The sequence below is a fragment of the Micromonospora sp. DT47 genome (assembly GCF_049844475.1).
Classification (GTDB): domain Bacteria; phylum Actinomycetota; class Actinomycetes; order Mycobacteriales; family Micromonosporaceae; genus Micromonospora.
Genome location: NZ_JBNCLC010000020.1, coordinates 16,125 through 32,766, shown reverse-complemented (window position 1 = coordinate 32,766; position 16,642 = coordinate 16,125). Strand labels below are relative to the sequence as shown.

12 protein-coding genes and 1 pseudogene are annotated in these 16,642 nt (G+C 74.3%); 5 read left to right on the top strand and 8 right to left on the bottom strand.

The features are described from left to right. Positions 1-253: 253 nt before the first annotated feature. From galT to cysC, 3 genes and pseudogenes are all read right to left on the bottom strand, one after another. Positions 254-1,330 (bottom strand): galactose-1-phosphate uridylyltransferase, encoded by a 1,077-nt coding sequence (gene galT, locus ACLQ2U_RS24690; RefSeq protein WP_425753138.1) that lies wholly within the window; start codon positions 1,328-1,330, stop codon positions 254-256. Next, positions 1,327-2,030, bottom strand: a pseudogene (locus ACLQ2U_RS24685) (DeoR/GlpR family DNA-binding transcription regulator). The gene galT and the pseudogene ACLQ2U_RS24685 overlap by 4 nt, the downstream one beginning before the upstream one ends. A 129-nt stretch (positions 2,031-2,159) precedes the next feature. Then, positions 2,160-3,689, bottom strand: a complete 1,530-nt coding sequence (cysC, locus tag ACLQ2U_RS24680) for an adenylyl-sulfate kinase (protein WP_425753137.1) — start codon at positions 3,687-3,689, stop codon at positions 2,160-2,162. A gap of 200 nt (positions 3,690-3,889) precedes the next feature. On the opposite strand from cysC, the gene ACLQ2U_RS24675 reads away from it, so the two are divergent. The 5 genes from ACLQ2U_RS24675 to ACLQ2U_RS24655 all read left to right on the top strand — a co-directional run bounded on the left by ACLQ2U_RS24675 (position 3,890) and on the right by ACLQ2U_RS24655 (position 8,104). After that, entirely contained in the window at positions 3,890-4,804 is a 915-nt protein-coding gene (locus ACLQ2U_RS24675; RefSeq protein WP_425753136.1) for an ABC transporter ATP-binding protein, read from the top strand. Next, the gene (locus tag ACLQ2U_RS24670; protein WP_425753135.1) at positions 4,797-5,681 is read left to right on the top strand and encodes an ABC transporter permease; all 885 of its coding nucleotides are present in this window, start codon (positions 4,797-4,799) and stop codon (positions 5,679-5,681) included. The genes ACLQ2U_RS24675 and ACLQ2U_RS24670 overlap by 8 nt, the downstream gene beginning before the upstream one ends. After that, the gene (locus tag ACLQ2U_RS24665) at positions 5,678-6,628 is read left to right on the top strand and encodes an ABC transporter ATP-binding protein (protein ID WP_425753134.1); all 951 of its coding nucleotides are present in this window, start codon (positions 5,678-5,680) and stop codon (positions 6,626-6,628) included. Before ACLQ2U_RS24670 ends, ACLQ2U_RS24665 begins: the two co-directional genes overlap by 4 nt. Further along, positions 6,628-7,338, top strand: a complete 711-nt coding sequence (locus ACLQ2U_RS24660; protein ID WP_425753217.1) for an ABC transporter permease subunit — start codon at positions 6,628-6,630, stop codon at positions 7,336-7,338. The genes ACLQ2U_RS24665 and ACLQ2U_RS24660 overlap by 1 nt, the downstream gene beginning before the upstream one ends. A 64-nt stretch (positions 7,339-7,402) precedes the next feature. Continuing rightward, positions 7,403-8,104, top strand: a complete 702-nt coding sequence (locus ACLQ2U_RS24655) for an enhanced serine sensitivity protein SseB C-terminal domain-containing protein (protein ID WP_425753133.1) — start codon at positions 7,403-7,405, stop codon at positions 8,102-8,104. A gap of 16 nt (positions 8,105-8,120) precedes the next feature. Here the strand turns inward: ACLQ2U_RS24655 and valS are convergent, their stop codons facing one another. The 5 genes from valS to ACLQ2U_RS24630 all read right to left on the bottom strand — a co-directional run bounded on the left by valS (position 8,121) and on the right by ACLQ2U_RS24630 (position 16,615). Continuing rightward, a complete protein-coding gene (gene valS, locus ACLQ2U_RS24650) occupies positions 8,121-10,685 on the bottom strand; it encodes a valine--tRNA ligase (RefSeq protein WP_425753131.1) in 2,565 nt (854 codons plus the stop codon). Positions 10,686-10,850: 165 nt separating this feature from the next. After that, positions 10,851-12,755: an ABC transporter ATP-binding protein gene (locus ACLQ2U_RS24645; RefSeq protein WP_425753130.1), complete on the bottom strand. Its 1,905-nt coding sequence runs from the start codon at positions 12,753-12,755 to the stop codon at positions 10,851-10,853. Continuing rightward, positions 12,752-14,560, bottom strand: coding sequence for an ABC transporter ATP-binding protein (locus ACLQ2U_RS24640; RefSeq protein ID WP_425753129.1), 1,809 nt, complete (start codon positions 14,558-14,560; stop codon positions 12,752-12,754). The genes ACLQ2U_RS24645 and ACLQ2U_RS24640 overlap by 4 nt, the downstream gene beginning before the upstream one ends. A 37-nt stretch (positions 14,561-14,597) precedes the next feature. Then, entirely contained in the window at positions 14,598-15,116 is a 519-nt protein-coding gene (locus tag ACLQ2U_RS24635) for a methylated-DNA--[protein]-cysteine S-methyltransferase (RefSeq protein WP_425753128.1), read from the bottom strand. Then, positions 15,113-16,615: a DNA-3-methyladenine glycosylase 2 family protein gene (locus ACLQ2U_RS24630; protein WP_425753126.1), complete on the bottom strand. Its 1,503-nt coding sequence runs from the start codon at positions 16,613-16,615 to the stop codon at positions 15,113-15,115. The genes ACLQ2U_RS24635 and ACLQ2U_RS24630 overlap by 4 nt, the downstream gene beginning before the upstream one ends. Between the last annotated feature and the right edge of the window lie 27 nt (positions 16,616-16,642).

Sequence of the window (16,642 nt, the reverse complement as noted above, 5' to 3'; positions counted from 1 at the left end):
GCGTCACCGGCGGGGGCGTGGGTCGTTGAAATGGGTGGACGCGATGCCAGTCTCGTCCAGGAGGGTTGACCGCGGTCGCCTCGCGGCGCGAGTGCCGATCAGCCAGCCTTCCCGGCTGTCGTGGACAGCCAGCCGTCCCTTCCCTGCGGGGGGCCCTGTCCCGGGCCCCCCGCGCCCTGTCTCCCGCCCCCTTCCCGCGCTCGCCCCCCGCCGCGCCGCCCGGGCTGATCCACTCCGACGAAAGAACGGGGAGTCAGGCGGCGCGGAGCAGCTCCGCCGCCCGCTCGGGTGCGATGTCGTTGATGAAGACGCCCATCCCGGACTCGGAGCCGGCGAGGTGCTTCAGCTTGTCCGTGGCCCGCCGGACGGTGAACAGCTGCAGGTGCAGGTGGCCCAGCTCCCGGTCGATCCGCACCGGCGCCTGGTGCCAGGCCGCGATGTACGGCATCGGCAGGTCGAAGAGCCCGTCGAAGCGGCGCAGCAGGTCCAGGTAGAGCGGCCCGAAGGCATCCCGCTCGGCGTCGGTGAGCGCCGGGAGGTCCGGCACCGGCCGGTGCGGCGCCACGTGCACCTCGTACGGCCAGCGCGCGGCCGCCGGGACGTACGCCGTCCAGTGCTCGTTGGCGGTGACCACCCGGTCGCCGGCGGCCCGCTCGGCGGCGAGCACGTCGGCGTAGAGGTTGCCGCCGCCGGTCCGCTCGGCGTGCCGGCGGGCGGCGGCCAGCAGCGACCGGGTCCGCGGCGCGACGAACGGGTACGCGTAGATCTGACCGTGCGGGTGGTGCAGGGTCACCCCGATCTCGACGCCCCGGTTCTCGAACGGGAACACCTGCTCCACGCCGGGTAGTGCGCTGAGCGCCGTGGTCCGGTCGGCGAGCGCGTCCAGCACGGTGCGTACCCGCTGGGGCGGCAGGCTGGCGAAGGAGGCGTTGTGGTCGTCGGTGAAGCAGACCACCTCGCAGCGCCCCCGACCGGGGCGGACCGGGGTGAACGGGGTGATCTCGGCCGGCTCCTCGGCGACCCGCTGGCTCAGCGAGGGGAAGCGGTTCTCGAAGACGGCCACGTCGTAGTCGGGGGCCGGGATCTCGCTCAGCCGGTCCGGCGTGGACGGGCAGAGCGGGCACTGGTCGGCCGGCGGGAGGAAGGTCCGGGTCTGCCGGTGCACGGCGACCGCCACCCACTCGTCGGTGAGGGGGTCGTAGCGCAGCTGGGACGCCGGTGGGGGCGGGAGGAGGTCGCGGAGGTCCCGCTGGTCCCGGACGGCGTCGTCCCGCTCGTCGAAGTAGATCAGCTCGCGGCCGTCCGCCAGCTCGATCGCCGTACGCCTCACCGCACCGCCTCCTCCGCCGTCGTCCGCCCCGTGCCCGTGACGATCACCAGTTCCCCCACCTTCTCGTCGAGTACCCGTCGTGCATCCGGCGCCAACCGGTCGTCGGTGACCAGCGTGTCCGCGGCGTCCAGCCCGACGATGGAGGAGATGCCGACGGTGCCCCACTTGGTGTGGTCGGCCAGCACGACCAGCCGGTCGGCGGCGGCCACCAGGGCCCGGTCGGTCTCCGCCTCCCTCAGATTGGGCGTGGTGAAGCCGGCCCGCGCGGTGATCCCGTGCACGCCGAGGAAGAGCAGGTCCAGGTGGAGCGAGCGGATCGCCTCCACGGCCAGCGGCCCGACCAGCGCGTCGGACGGGGTCCTTACGCCGCCGGTGAGCACCACGGTCTGGTCGGGGCGACCCCCGGTGTGCAGGATCTCGGCGACCGGCAGCGAGTTGGTCACCACGGTCAGGCCGGGGACGTCGACCAGCCGGCGGGCCAGCTCGGCGGTGGTGGTGCCGGCGGAGAGGGCGATCGCCGCGCCCGGGCGGACCAGCCCGGCGGCCCGGCTGGCAGCAGGCCCTGGTCGTGCAGCGTCTCCAGGTCACGCCGGATGGTCATGTCCGAGACGCCGAACTCGGCGGCCAGGTCGGTCACCCGGACCCCGCCGGAGGCCCGGACCCGGTCGAGGATGGCCGCCTGTCGCTGCCGCGCCAGCATCCCGCCGCACCTCCGCCTGTTCCCCACGCACTCTCACGCGGTCAAACGTGTTCCAACAAGAATGAACACTAGCGGGCAGGGGAAAGCGACGGAAGGAATCCGGGCGGGAAGAAGGAATCCGGGCGGGAATCAGGCGGACTGGAGGCGCGGCTCCACCCAACCGGTCTCGGTCAGGTGGTGCATCACCGACTGCACCGCCTCCTCGACGGTCAGGTCGGTGGTGTCGATCACCAGCTCGGCGTCGGCCGGCGCCTCGTACGGGTCGTCGATGCCGGTCATCCCGGTGAGCAGGCCGGCCCGGGCCCGCGCGTACAGGCCCTTGCGGTCGCGCTGCTCGCAGACCTCGAGCGGGGTGGCCACGTGCACCAGCAGGAAGCCGGCCCCGGCGGCGAGGGCCATCTCCCGGGCGGTCGCCCGGGCCCGGGCGTACGGGGCGATCGGGCAGCAGATGCCCAGCCCGCGGTGCCGGGCGACCTCGGCCGCCACCCAGCCGATCCGGCGGACGTTGGCGTCCCGGTCGGCCTTGCTGAAGCCCAGCCCGGCGGAGAGTTCCCGGCGCACCACGTCACCGTCGAGCAGGGTCACCGTGCGGTCGCCCTGCTCGCGCAGCGCGTCCGCCAGCCCTCGGGCGATGGTCGACTTGCCCGAGCCGGAGAGGCCGGTCAGGAAGACCACCAGGCCGCGGTGCCGGCGCGGCGGGCGGGCCCGGCTCAGCTCCTTGGCCACCGCCGGCGGGGTGTGCCACTCGGGCAGCGGGAAGCCCCGGTCCAGCAGATCGTCGATCTCCTCCTGGCTCAGCGCCAGCCGCCGGTTGCGCGGCGGGATGTCCTCCCGCCAGCGCCACTGCCCGTCCCGGTTGTCGTAGGCCAGCTCGCGCGGCACCAGCACCCGCAGCCCGGCGCCGGAGAGCATCTCGCCGGTGGAGAGCAGGTGGGTCACCCCGTACGCGGCGGAGATCCGGGCCCGCAGCAGGGCGTCGCTGATCTCGTCCCGGCGGCGGGGCATCGGCACCGCGATCAGGGTGGCCGGGGGCATCCGGTCGCGGGCCGCGAAGACGCTGCGGACCAGGGCCTCCGGCGGCAGCCCGCCGGTGCCGTCCGCATCCACCGGGATCATCACCAGCAGGTGGGCGGCGAGGGTACGGGCGGCGTGCGCGATCTGGGCCAGCTGCGGCCGGTGCAGCGGCCGGTCGGCGATCACCCCGAGCACCCGGCCCGGGGGCAGCAGCGCACGGACCTCCTCCGGGTTGCGGCGCAGCCGCTGGAAGGGGCCGTGCCCCCCGTCGCCGAGCCGGCGCACCGGGCCGCCCACCCCGGCCACCCCGTCCCGGGCCGCCCAGACGTCGGCGACCTCCAGCGCGGCCACCGGAGCGCCCTCGCCGTCGGTGAGCACCAGGGCGCGGCGCACCGGGTCGGCCGGGTCCAGCCCGTCGGCCAGCGCCGCCGGCACCTGGAGGGCCACCGGCACCGGCCAGGCGGTGCCGTCGGCGAGCCGGCCGCGGCGCTGCAGCGAGGCCAGGTCGGCGCGGGTCATGAAGCCGGCCAGCGGGGCGTACGCCCCGCTCAGCAGCAACTCCAGATCGGCCAGCTCCCCGGGGCGCGGCGTGTACGCCGGCGCGTCCCGAAGCACCTCGTCGGGCAGCACCCACCCGTTGCTCATTCGTACCCCTCACTCGCCGACCGGCACACAGTTTCGCAGCCGACCGGCGATCGGTCGAGAGCGCCACTCCACTCCCGGCCACCGGGGTGGGCGCCGATCAGCCGGCCGACCGGGCCGCCCTACGACTTTCTTACCCCTACTGGCGGGATCAGGGGCGTGCCTGATGTCCGCACGGGCGTCCGGTCCCTACGCTGGCGGGCGTGACACTGATCGCGACCGAGTCGCTGACCAAGACGTACGGGGGTCCGGTCACCGCGCTGGCCGACCTGACCGTCGCGGTCGAGCCGGGGATCATCGGCCTGGTCGGCGCGAACGGCGCCGGCAAGTCCACCCTGATCAAGATCCTGCTGGGCCTGCTCGCCCCGACCAGCGGCCGGGTCTCCGTGCTCGGCCTCGACCCGACCACCGACCCGGCTGCGGTGCGCGCCCGGGTCGGCTACATGCCGGAGCACGACGCGCTCCCGCCCGACCTCTCCGCCGCCGAGCTGGTCACCCACCTCGGCCGGATCAGCGGCCTGCCCCGCACGGTGGCCCGGGAACGCGCCTCCGAGGCGCTGCGCCACGTCGGCCTCTACGAGGAGCGCTACCGCCCGGTCGGCGGCTACTCCACCGGTATGAAGCAGCGGGTCAAGCTCGCCCAGGCCCTGGTGCACGACCCGGACCTGCTGCTGCTCGACGAGCCGACCAACGGCCTCGATCCGGCCGGGCGGGAGGCGATGCTCGCCCTGATCCACCGGATCGGCACCGAGTTCGGCATCTCCGTGCTGGTCTGCTCGCACCTGCTCGGCGAGGTCGAGCGGATCTGCGACACGCTGGTCGCCATCGACGGCGGCCGACTGCTGCGCGCCGACCGGATCTCCGCGATGACGTCGGTCACCGACGTGCTCGCCGTCGAGGTCAGCGAGGGTACGGAGGAGCTGGCTGCCCGGCTCGCCGCGCTCGACCTGCCGGTCAGCCGGGACGGCCGGATGCTGCTCGTCCCGCTCGCCGACGAGGGCACCTACGACCTGATCCTCGGCGCGGTCGCCGCGCTGGACCTGCCGCTGCACCGGCTGGACCAGCGCCGGCACCGGGTGGCCGAACTCTTCGCCACGAGGGAGCCCAGCCATGCCTGAGCCGACCGGCGTCATCCACGACATCGGCTACCAGCGGTACACCGGGCCCCGGCTGGGGCGCCGGCATGTCTTCGGCGCGCTCTACCTGCACGGCCTGCGGACCGTCTTCGGGTTGGGGCGCAGCGCCAAGGCGAAGATCTTCCCCTGGCTGGTGGTCGCCATCGTCACCGTGGTGGCCGCCGGGGTCACCGCGGTACGCAGCCAGATCGGCCAGGTGGTGATGACGTACGCCCAGTTCGCCGACGCGATGAGCTGGCTGGTCATCTTCTTCGTCGCGGTGGCCGCTCCCGAGCTGGTCTCCCGTGACCTGCGCAGCGGCGTGCTGCCGCTGTACTTCTCCCGGCCGCTGCCGCGCGGCGACTACGCGCTGGCCAAGCTGCTGGCCCTGGTCACCGCCCTCTGGCTGCTACTCGGCGGCCCGCAGCTGGTGATGTTCCTCGGCGCCGCATTCACCACCGACAACGGGATGCGCGGGGTCTGGGACGAGCTGCTGGACCTGCTGCCCGGGCTGCTCTACGCCGGTCTCTGGGCGGTGGTCTTCGCCTCGGTCGGCCTGCTGGTCGCCTCGCTCACCGGCAAGCGGGCGTTCGCCGCCGGCGGCATCGTGGCGGTCTTCCTGATGACCACCCCGATCGTCGGCGTCCTGTCGATCATGCCGTCCCGGACGATCAACGAGCTGGCCTTCCTCGCCTCGCCGTCGACCCTCGTGGGCGGTGTGGGCACCTGGGCGCTCGGTGACCTGCTGGTGCCCGAGGGCCAGGGTGGCGGCATACCGATCGGCGACTTCGGGCCGGTCTACGCGACCGCCGCCGTGCTGCTGGTCGCCGCCTGCGTCACCCTGCTGCTCCTGCGATACCGGAAGGTGGCCGCCCGATGACCACGCTCAGCGCCGGCGCGCCGCCGGCCGTCACCACCAGCACCCTGGACCTCGCCGGGGTCTCCCGCTGGTACGGCAACGTGGTGGCGGTCAACGACGTCACCATGCGGCTCGGCCCGGGGGTGACCGGGCTGCTCGGCCCGAACGGGGCCGGCAAGACCACGCTGCTGCACATGATGGCCGGGTTCCTGTCCCCGTCCCGGGGCGCGGTGACCCTGGACGGCGAGCCGACCTGGCGCAACCCCGGCGTCTACCGCCGGCTGGGCCTGGTCAGCGAGCGGGAGGCGGTGCACACCTTCCTCACCGCGTACGAGTTCGTGCTGGCCAGCGCGAAGCTGCACCGGCTGGCCGACCCGGAGGCCGCGGCCCGGCGGGCGATCGCCCTGGTCGAGATGGCCGACGCGCAGGACCGGCGGATCGGCACGTACTCCAAGGGCATGCGGCAGCGCACCCGGGTCGCCGCAGCGCTGGTGCACGACCCGCAGGTCCTGCTCCTCGACGAGCCGTTCAACGGGATGGACCCGCGCCAGCGGCTGCACATGATGCAGCTGCTGCACAGCCTGGGCGACGCCGGCCGGACGATCCTGTTCAGCTCGCACATCCTGGAGGAGGTCGAGCAGGTCTCCGGCACCGTGCAGGTGATGGTGGCCGGCCGGCTCGCCGCCTCCGGCGATTTCCGGACCATCCGCCGGCTGATGACCAACCGGCCGCACGTGTTCGCGGTCCGCTCCACCGATGATCGTGCGCTGGCCGTGGCGCTGATGGCCGAGCCCTCGGTCACCGGCGTCGAGCTGGACCGCACCGGCCTGACCGTCAAGGCCGGCGACTACGGCGCCTTCACCCGGGCGCTGCCGAAGATCGCGCTGCGCCAGGGGATCCGGGTCCGGCAGCTGCTGCCGGAGGACGAGTCGTTGGAGAGCGTCTTCTCGTACCTGGTGGAGGCATGATGTCGACCGTTTCCTGGATCACCGCGCGCGGGCTCTTCGGCCGCCGCCGGTTCCTGATGCTGCTCCCGCTGCCGCTCGTCCTGGTGGGGCTCGCCGTGCTCTGCCGGGCGCTGCGGGTGGACCCGGGCCAGTGGGCGCCGCCGGTGCTGGTCGGCCTCGGCCTGGCCGTGGTGCTGCCGGTGGTGGCGCTGATCGTCGGCACCGGCGTGCTCGGCGCCGAGATCGACGACGGCACGCTGGTGCACATCCTCACCAAGCCGCTGCCGCGCTGGCAGATCGTGCTGCCGAAGCTCGCGGTGGCCGCCGCGGTCAGCGCGGGCACCGTCGCCGTGCCGCTCTACGTCGCAGGCGTGCTCGCCGATTCGGTACGCCTCGGACTGGCGCTCGCCGCCGCCTCGGCGCTGGGTGCGCTGGCGTACTCGGCGCTCTTCCTGGCGCTCAGCCTGGTCACCCGGCGGCCGGTGCTGCTCGGCCTGGTCTACGTGCTGATCTGGGAGGGCCTGCTGGGCAACTTCGTCAGCGGCACGAAGGTGCTGTCGATCCAGCAGTGGGTGATCGCCCTCGCCGACCGGATGGCCCCCACCGAGCTGCTCTCGACCACCGTCTCCGTCCCAGTGGCCGCCGTGCTGACCGCCCTGGTCAGCGTGGGCTTCACGGTGCTGGCGATCGACCGCCTCCGCTCCTTCAGCGTGGCCGGCGAGACGAGCTGACCCACCGGCCGCCCGGTCACCTGGCATGATCCGGACGACACGACCACCGGGCGGGGGAGCGACGATGCCATTTCCGGCGAACGACGTGGAGACGGCACTGAGCCGCCTGCGGGCGGGACAGGGGAGCCCGGACGAGCTGTTGGCCGCCCTCGCCGACGGCGAACTGTGGCTGTCGCTGCCGGCCGGCGCGCCGGCCGACGACGAGATCCAACTGCCGATCGTCGCCATGGACGGCCACCCGCTGGTGGTCGTCTACACCTCCGCCGAGCAGTACGCGCGCGGCGCGGGGGAGGGGACGCACGCCGTCATGCGCGGCCGCGACCTGGCCGACCGGCTGCCGGCCGAACTGGGGCTCGCGGTCAACCCCGGCGGGGAGTACGGCCTGCCGATCCGCCCTGTGGGGGTGCGTGCGATGAGCGGCGGCGCGCACACCTTGCGGGCCGGTCAGCAGGTCCGGCTCGGCCTGCCCGCCGAGGAGCCGGAGGAGCTGCTCGCCGCGCTGGCCGAACGGCTGCGCGCGGTGCCGGCCGTGGCCAGTGCCCGCCGGGCGTGGATGCAGGTCGGCGACGAACCGCCGGGCCTGCTGATCGGTGTGGCGCTCGACCCGGCGACCGACCCGGACCGGGAGCGGACGCTCGCGGCCGTGCGGGACGCTGTCGCCGCGGTGCCGGTGGACTACGCGGTCGACACGATCTTCCTCGACAACCCTGCCGACACGGTGCAGGGCTGGCTGCTGGACAACACCCAGCCCTGCCACGAGCGCTGATGTTTCCTCAGGCTGGTCAGAAGGCGCAGGCGATGACCAGCTCGGGGGTGCGGTCGGGGAGGAGGTCGAGCTTGGCGATCCGCCCCGCCGCGCGGACGTCGTCGGCGACCAGGGTGAGCCGGTCGAGCAGGGCGGCCGGGCCGAGCGCCTCGGCCAGCGGCACGTCCGCCTTCATGGACAGCTTCCGTTCCGACTTGGCCCGGCGCACCTGCCCCAGCGCGTCCCCGGCCAGCCGCAGCAGCCCCGGGTCGCCCGGCCCCTGGACAGCCCGGCCCACCTCGTACGTGGTGGGCCACGGCGCGCGGTGCACCGAGCCGTACCGCCACCAGGACCAGACCTCCTCGGTCACGAAGGGCAGCACCGGTGCGAAGAGCCGCAGCTGCACCGAGAGCGCGGTGGCCAGCGCCGCCCGGGCCGAGTCGGCGCCCGGCCCGGTGCCGTAGGCGCGCTCCTTCACCAGCTCGATGTAGTCGTCGCAGAACCGCCAGAAGAACGCCTCGGTGGCCTGCAACGCCGCCGTGTGGTCGTACCCGTCGAAGGCGGCGGTCGCGGTCGCGACCACGCCGGAGAGTTCGGCGAGCATGGCGGTGTCCAGCGGCTCGGTGGCCGGGGCGCGCAACGCGTCCGCGGCGCCCAGCCCCAGGGCGAACCGGGAGGCGTTGAGCAGCTTGGTGGCGAGCCGCCGGCCCACCTTGATCTGCGCCGGGTCGAAGGCCAGGTCCATGCCGGGCTTGCCGTTGGCCGCCCAGTACCGGACCGCGTCGGAGCCATGCTGCTCCAGCAGGCCCATCGGGGTGACCACGTTCCCCTTGGACTTGGACATCTTCCTCCGGTCCGGGTCGAGGATCCAGCCGGAGAGCACCGCGTCCCGCCAGGGCAGCACGCCGTGTTCCAGGTGGGCGCGGACCACGGTGGAGAAGAGCCAGGTCCGGATGATCTCCTGCCCCTGCGGGCGCAGGTCCATCGGGAAGACCCGGCCGAACAGGTCCGGGTCGGTCTCCCAGCCGCCGACGATCTGCGGGGTCAACGACGAGGTGGCCCAGGTGTCCAGCACGTCCGGGTCACCGACGAAACCGCCCGGCACACCGCGCCGCGACTCGTCGAAGCCGGGCGGTGCCTCGCTGGACGGGTCGACCGGCAGGATCGACTCCTCCGGTGTGAGAGGCTGGGACCAGTCCGGCTCGCCAACGTCGTCGAGCCGGTACCACACCGGCACCGGCACCCCGAAGAAGCGCTGCCGGCTGACCAGCCAGTCGCCGGTCAGGCCGGCCACCCAGTGCTCGTACCGGTGGCGCATGTGCTCCGGCACCCAGCGCAGCTCGCCGCCCCGGGCCAGCAGTTCCTCGCGCAGGCCGGCGTCCCGGCCACCGTTGCGCAGGTACCACTGCCGGGTCGAGACGATCTCCAGCGGCCGGTCGCCGCGCTCGTAGAACTTCACCGGGTGGGTGATCTCGCGCGGCTCGCCGACCAGGTCACCCGCATCGGCCAGCAGCTCCACCAGGGTCCGCCGGGCGCCGTTGACGGTCTGCCCGGCGAGCGCCGCGTAGGGCTGCGCCGGCACGCCGGCCGGCGGCTCGGGCAGCAGCCGACCGTCCCGGCCGATCACCACCCGGGTCTCCAGGTCCAGGTCCCGCCACCAGGTCACGTCGGTCAGGTCACCGAACGTGCAGACCATCGCGACGCCCGTGCCCTTGGCCGGGTCCGCCAGCGGGTGCGCGCGGACCGGCACCTCGACCCCGAAGACCGGGGCACGCACGGCCGTGCCGACCAGGTCCGCGTACCGCTCGTCGTCGGGGTGGCAGACCAGCGCCACGCAGGCCGGCAGCAGCTCGGGCCGGGTGGTGTCGATCAGCACCTCACGCCCGTCCGGCCCGGTGAACCGCAGCCGGTGGTACGCCCCGGGCCGCTCCCGGTCCTCCAGTTCCGCCTGGGCGACCGCGGTGGCGAACCCGACGTCCCAGAGGGTCGGCGCCTCCGCCTGGTACGCCTCACCCCGGGCCAGGTTGCGCAGGAATGCCCGCTGGCTGGCGGCCCGGGCGACGCGGCCGATCGTGGTGTACGTCAGCGACCAGTCCACCGAGAGCCCGAGCCGCCGCCAGAGCGCCTCGAAGACCTCCTCGTCGGCGACCGTCAGCAGCTCGCACAGCTCGATGAAGTTGCGCCGGGAGATCGGGGTCTGTTCCTTCCGGGCCGCCTCGCTCACCGGGGTGGCGGGCGGCACCCAGTCCGGGTCGTACGGCAGGGCCGGGTCGCAGCGCACGCCGTACACGTTCTGCACCCGGCGCTCGGTGGGCAGGCCGTTGTCGTCCCAGCCCATCGGGTAGAAGACCGTCCGGCCGCGCATCCGCTGGAACCGGGCCACCGTGTCGGTGTGCGTGTACGAGAAGACATGCCCCATGTGCAGCTCGCCGGATACGGTCGGCGGCGGGGTGTCGATCGCGTACACGTCCGAGCGCTCCTTCGAGCGGTCGAACGCGTACGTGCCCTCCTCCTGCCAGCGGCGCGCCCAGGTCTCCTCGAGCCCGTCCAGCGTGGGCCGCTCGGGGACGCCGACGCGGGCCGTCCTCGCCGTATCGGTCATCCGTCGATCCTAGGCAGCCCGCGTCGCCGCGCCATGGTTTTATCGTCGCCGCGCCACGGCTTGTCGCTATGACGCCTGACGGGTCGTGGAGACGATCGGGCCGAGCAGCGGGCCGCGGGTGGCGATCTGGAAGCCGAGGCCGGCCCGGCCCCGCCCGGCCGCCGGCTAAACCAGCGAGTCGCGCCACTGCTGGTACAGGGCGGCGTACCGGCCGCCGGTGGCGGCGAGCCGGGCGGGCGGCCCGTCCTCGACGATCCGGCCGCCGTCGAGGACCAGCACCCGGTCGGCGGTCTCCACGGTGGAGAGCCGGTGCGCGATCACCAGCGCGGTGCGGTCCCGCAGCACGGTGGCCAGGGCCCGCTGCACCAGCCGCTCGGTCGGCACGTCCAGCGACGAGGTCGCCTCGTCCAGGATCAGGACCCGGGGATCGGCCAGGAACGCCCGGGCGAACGCCACCAGCTGCCGCTGCCCGGCGGAGAGCCGGCCGCCGCGCCGGTGCACCTCGGTGGCGTACCCGTCGGGGAGGGCGGCGATGAAGTGATGCGCGCCGATCGCCCGCGCGGCGGCCTCCACCGCCGCATCGTCGGCGGTCGGGCGGCCGAACCGGATGTTCTCCGCAACGGTGCCGCTGAACAGGTGGTTCTCCTGGGTCACCAGCACTACCGCGCGCCGCAGCTGCGGGTCGGACAGGTCGCGTAGGTCGACCCCGTCCAGCTTTACCGTGCCGTCGTCCGGGTCGTGGAAGCGGGCCAGCAGCCTGGCGACGGTCGACTTGCCGGCGCCGGTCGGCCCGATCAGCGCCACCGTCTGCCCGGCCGGGACCACCAGGTCGAACCCGGCGAGGATCGGTGTCTGCCGCCGGTAGCCGAAGGTGACCGACCGGAAGGTCACCGCCCCGCGCCCCGGCCCGGCCGGCAGCGGCACCGGGTACGCCGGCTCGGGCACCCCCGGCCGCTCGTCGAGCACCCCGGCGAGCTTCTCCAGCGCGGCGGTCGCCGACTGCAGGGAGTTGTAGAACTGGCTCAGCTCCTGCATCGGCTCGAAGAACCGGCGCAGGTAGAGCAGGAAGGCGGCGAGCACGCCCACCTCCATGCCGCCGCCGAGCACCCGCCAGCCGCCGTAGCCGAGCACCACCGCGACGGTGACGTTGCCGATCACCTTGATGCCGGGGGAGAACGTCGCGATCAGCCGGAACGCCCGCACATTGGCCCGTCGGTACTCGTCGTTCACCGCCGCGAAGATCTGCTGGTTGCGCGGCTCCCGGCGGAACGCCTGCACCGCCCGGATGCCGCGCAGTGACTCGACGAAGTGGACGATGACCAGCGCCACCGCCTCCCGGCTGCGTCGGTACGCGTCGGCCGAGGCGCGGGCGAACCAGCGGGACAGCCAGTAGAGGAAGGGGAACGCCAGCAGGGTCACCGCGGCCAGCGGCAGGTCCAGCCAGAGCAGGATCCCGGCCACCGAGAGCACCGACAGCGCCGCGAGCACCAGGCTGTCGATGCCACCGTCGACCAGCTCGGCGATCGAGTCCAGGTCGCTGGTGAGCCGGGAGACCACCCGACCCGAGGTGTAGCGCTCGTGGAAGCCGACGGAGAGGGTCAGGAAGTGGCGGTACACCCGCTGGCGCAGCTCCAGCAGGACGGCCTGGCCGATCCGGGCGGAGAGGGTGAGGAAGCTGCGCCGGGCCGCGTACTCGGTGCTCGCCGCGACGGCGAAGGCGCCGGCGACGGCGGCCAGCGGCCGCGGGTCACCGGCCCGCAGCGGCCCGATCGCCCGGTCGATGCCCAGCATGACCAGGTACGGCCCGGACATCGCGGCGGCGTTCTGGGCGAGCAGCAGGGTGACCGCCAGCCCGAGCCGGCGCCGGTGCGGGCGGAGCAGTTCACGCAGCAGCACCCGGCTGCGGCCGCGCAGCCGGGCCATCGCCTCGGGCGACGTGTCCTCGGCGCGGCTGCGGTCGGCGTCCGGGTCGGTGGCCACCCCCCGCCACCGGGACAGGTCCCCCGCCGGGCCGCCTCCCGCCGGGCCGTCCTCGGCCGGGGCGCGGGGGCGGGGCAGGCGCGGGCTCATGAGCGCACCAGGCCACGGTCCTGCGCCGACGACTCGGCGGAGAGCACCGCCCGGTACGCGGGCACGGTGGCGAGCAGCTCCGAGTGCCGCCCGACCGCGGTGATCCGGCCCGCGTCGAGCAGCGCCACCCGGTCGGCCAGCGCGACCGTCGACGGCCGGTGCACCACCAGCAGCGCGGTGGTGTCCCGCAGCACCCGTTTCAGCGCCGCCTCGACCAGCGCCTCGGTGTGCACGTCGAGGGCGGAGAGCGGGTCGTCCAGCACCAGCAGCGCGGGCCGGCCCAGCACCGCCCGGGCCAGCGCGAGCCGCTGCCGCTGCCCGCCGGAGAGGGACAGCCCCTGCTCGCCGACCCGGGTGGCCAGCCCCCACGGCAGGTCGTACGCGAAGTCGGCCTGGGCCAGCGTCAGCGCGGCCCGGACCTCCTCCTCGTCGGCGTCCGGCCGGCCCAGGGTGAGGTTCTCCCAGACCGACATGGAGAAGAGCGTCGGCTCCTCGAAGGCCACCCCGACCAGCCGGCGCAGCGAGGCCAGCCGCAGGTCCCGCAGGTCGCGCCCGTCCAGGGTGATCCGCCCGCCGGTCACCTCGTGCAGCCGGGGGACCAGGGAGAGCAGGGTGCTCTTGCCGGCGCCGGTCGCGCCGACCAGGGCCAGCGTCTCGCCCGGCTCGACGGCCAGCTCGATCTCCCGCAGCACCGGCGCCGGACTGCCGGGATAGCGGAACGAGACGCCCTCGAAGCGCAGTCGGCCGCGGACGGCCTCCCGGGCCAGCGGGACGGCGTTCGAGGCGTCCACGATCGACGGCGGGGTGTCCAGCACCTCCTGGATCCGGTCGGCGGCGGTCGCCGCCTCCTGCCCGTTGGCGATGATCCAGCCCAGCGACTGCACCGGCCAGGTCAGCATGAGCTGGAGGCTGACGAAGGCGACCAGCTCGCCGATGGTGAGCGTGCCCCGCGCCACCAGCGCCGCCCCGCAGACCAGCACCACGCCGAGGGTCAGGTTGGGTACCAGGTCGAACAGCGCCGAGGTACGGGCCAGCAGTCGCGCCTTGCCGACGCCGGTGTCGTGCAGCGCCCGGGCCCGTCCGGCGAACCGCTCGGCCAGCTCCGGCCCCCGCCCGTACGCCTTCATGGTGCGCAGCCCCTGGGCGGTCTCCTCGACCAGGGTGGCCACGTCGCCCTGCTGGTCCTGCATCCGGCGGGACGCCGCGTGGTAGTGCCGGGCGAACCGGCGGCTGATCAGGAACAGCGGCGCCGCGCTGGCCGCGACGAGCAGGCCGAGCGGCCCGTGCAACCGGATCAGCAGCAGCACCACGGCGACGTAGGTGACCAGGTTGAGCACGAGGAAGAGCAGTCCGAAGGAGAGGAACCGGCGGATCACCGACAGGTCGCTGACCGCCCGGGAGAGCAGTTGGCCGGACTGCCACCGGTCGTGGAAGCCGGCGGGCAGGCGTTGCAGGTGGGCGTAGATGTCGGCGCGGATGGCCGCTTCCATGCCGACCGAGGAGGACGACTGGGCCCACCGGCGGATGAAGATCAGCACCGCCTCGGTCAGCCCGAGCAGCAGGGCCAGGCCGCCGAGCCGGAGCAGGCCGGCCGTGTCGTGCCGGGCGATCGGCCCGTCGACCACCCGCTGCACCACGAGGGGCACCGCGAGGCTGGCCGCGGTGGCCGCCAGCGCCGCGACCAGCAGCCAGCACCACTCCACCGCGTACGGGCGCAGGTAGCGACGCAGCCGCCAGAGGTTGCGCAGCGGACGGGGTCCGGCGTCAACCGGGGTCGCCGGGTTGCCGTCGCTCTCCGCAGGCACTACCCGACGTTAGCGTCAAATGTGAGTCACGCTTGTGTCATCTTTCCGTCACTCCCTGCTCCCGGCGCTCGTGGTTCAGGAGCCAGGTCTTCACGTCCAGTCCCCAGCGGTAACCGCCGAGGGTGCCGTCGGTGCGCAGCACCCGGTGGCAGGGGACGAAGAGGGCGGCGGCGTTGCGGGCGCAGGCGCCGGCCGCCGCGCGGACCGCGGCGGGCCGCCCGGCCAGCCCGGCGAACCCGGTGTACGTCACCGGCTCGCCCGGCTTCACCTCGCGCAGCACCGCCCAGGCGTGGGTCATGAACGCCCCGCCGCTGTGCTGCTCCACCGGCACCCCGTCGATCGCGGTCAGGTCACCATCCAGGTAGGACCGCACGGCGAGGTCGACCGGCCCGAGGTCGGCGCGGTGCCGCAGCGGCCCGCGCAGGCTCGGGTGCACCAGGGGGAGCAGGGTCTCCGGCGCGGGCGTGAAGCCGGCGGCGCGGACCGCCCCGTCCGGGCCGGCCAGGATGCTCAGCGGCCCGGCAGGGGTGTCGATGACGGTGCTGTCGATGCTCATGCTGCTCTCCAGAGGCGGATCATCGCGTACGACCGCCAGGGGCGCCAGCGGTCGGCGTACGCGTCGAGGGTCTTCGGGTCGGTGGGCAGGCCGAGGGCGGCGGCGCCCCGGCGTACCGCGAGGTCGGTGGGGAGCAGGACGTCCGGGTCGCCGAGCGCGCGCATGGCCACGTAGCCGGCGGTCCACGGCCCGATGCCGGGCAGCGCGGTGAGCCGCCGTACGGTCTCCTCGCGGTCCCCGCCCGGCTCCAGGTCGATCTCCCCGGCGGCCACGGCACGCGCGAGAGCCCGGATCGTCTCCCGCCGCCCCGCCGGCATCCCGAACGCCTCATCCGGCACCGAGAGCACCTCCTCGGCCCCGGCAAACCCCCGCAGCGTCCCTGACTCCGCGCGTTGATCATGAAGTTGTTGTCCCGACACGCCGTCGCCGAGGGCGACAACTTCATGATCAACGAGGGCTGGGGTGGGGGAGGTGGCCTGGAGGAGGCGGGTGAGGGTGGTGCGGGCGGATCGGACCGAGACCTGTTGGCCGATGACGGCGCGGAGGGCCATCTCGAAGCCGTCCGCGGCGCGGGGGAGACGTACCCCGGGTTCGGCCGCGACGGCGGGGGCCAGGGCGGGGTCGGCGGCGAGGGTGCCGTCGACGGCCTGCGGGTCGGCGTCCAGGTCGAGCAGCCGGCGGCAGCGGGCCACCGCGGGCGCCAGGTCGCGCATGTCGGCCAGCCGCAGGGTCGCCGAGACGTGGCCGTCCGCCGGGGTCAGCGCCGCCTCCGCGGCGCCGTGCGGCAACCGCAACCCCCGGCGGTACGTCCCGTCGCGCACCTCCTCGACGCCGGGCAGCGCGCGTCGGGCGAGGAAGTCGAGCAGCGCGGCGGCGTGCAGCGGTGGCCGGTACGCCAGCCGCAGCGTGATCGTGCCCGCGCCGCCCGTCGCGGGCGCTCGCCGCGCCGACCGCAGCTCTGACGGCGCGACGCCGTACACCTCGCGGACTGTGTCGTTGAACTGGCGGACGCTGCCGAACCCGGCGGCGAACGCGATCTCGGCCATCCCCAGCCCGGTCGTCTCGATCAGCGTCCGGGCGGTCTGCGCGCGCTGCGCCCGGGCCAGCGCCAGCGGGCCGGCGCCCAGCTCGGCGCGGAGCATCCGGTGCAGGTGCCGTTCGGTGTAGCCGAGCCGGGTGGCCAGGCCCGGGACGCCGTCCCGGTCGACCACCCCGTCCGCGATCAGCCGGACGGCCCGGCCGACCACGTCGGCGCGGACGTCCCACTGCGGCGAGCCGGGCGCGGCGTCCGGTCGGCAGCGCCGGCAGGCCCGCAGCCCGGCGCCCTGCGCGGCGGCCGCGGACGGGAAGAACCGGACGTTCTGCCGCTTGGGCGTCATTGCCGGGCAGGACGGCCGGCAGTAGATCCCGGTCGACGTGACCCCGGTGTAGAACCAGCCGTCGAACCGCTGGTCACGGCTGTCCACGGCCCGGTAGCACCGCTCGAAGTCCAAGTCCACGCCACCGATGATGCCTGCAGCTCAGGG

Bases quoted from the DNA above. Each gene is read 5' to 3' on its own strand.
- cysC (WP_425753137.1), bottom strand. From the start codon at position 3,689: ATGAGCAACGGGTGGGTGCTGCCCGACGAGGTGCTTCGGGACGCGCCG.
- ACLQ2U_RS24670 (WP_425753135.1), top strand. From the start codon at position 4,797: ATGCCTGAGCCGACCGGCGTCATCCACGACATCGGCTACCAGCGGTAC.
- ACLQ2U_RS24665 (WP_425753134.1), top strand. From the start codon at position 5,678: ATGACCACGCTCAGCGCCGGCGCGCCGCCGGCCGTCACCACCAGCACC.
- ACLQ2U_RS24660 (WP_425753217.1), top strand. From the start codon at position 6,628: ATGTCGACCGTTTCCTGGATCACCGCGCGCGGGCTCTTCGGCCGCCGC.
- ACLQ2U_RS24655 (WP_425753133.1), top strand. From the start codon at position 7,403: ATGCCATTTCCGGCGAACGACGTGGAGACGGCACTGAGCCGCCTGCGG.
- valS (WP_425753131.1), bottom strand. From the start codon at position 10,685: ATGACCGATACGGCGAGGACGGCCCGCGTCGGCGTCCCCGAGCGGCCC.
- ACLQ2U_RS24645 (WP_425753130.1), bottom strand. From the start codon at position 12,755: ATGAGCCCGCGCCTGCCCCGCCCCCGCGCCCCGGCCGAGGACGGCCCG.
- ACLQ2U_RS24635 (WP_425753128.1), bottom strand. From the start codon at position 15,116: ATGAGCATCGACAGCACCGTCATCGACACCCCTGCCGGGCCGCTGAGC.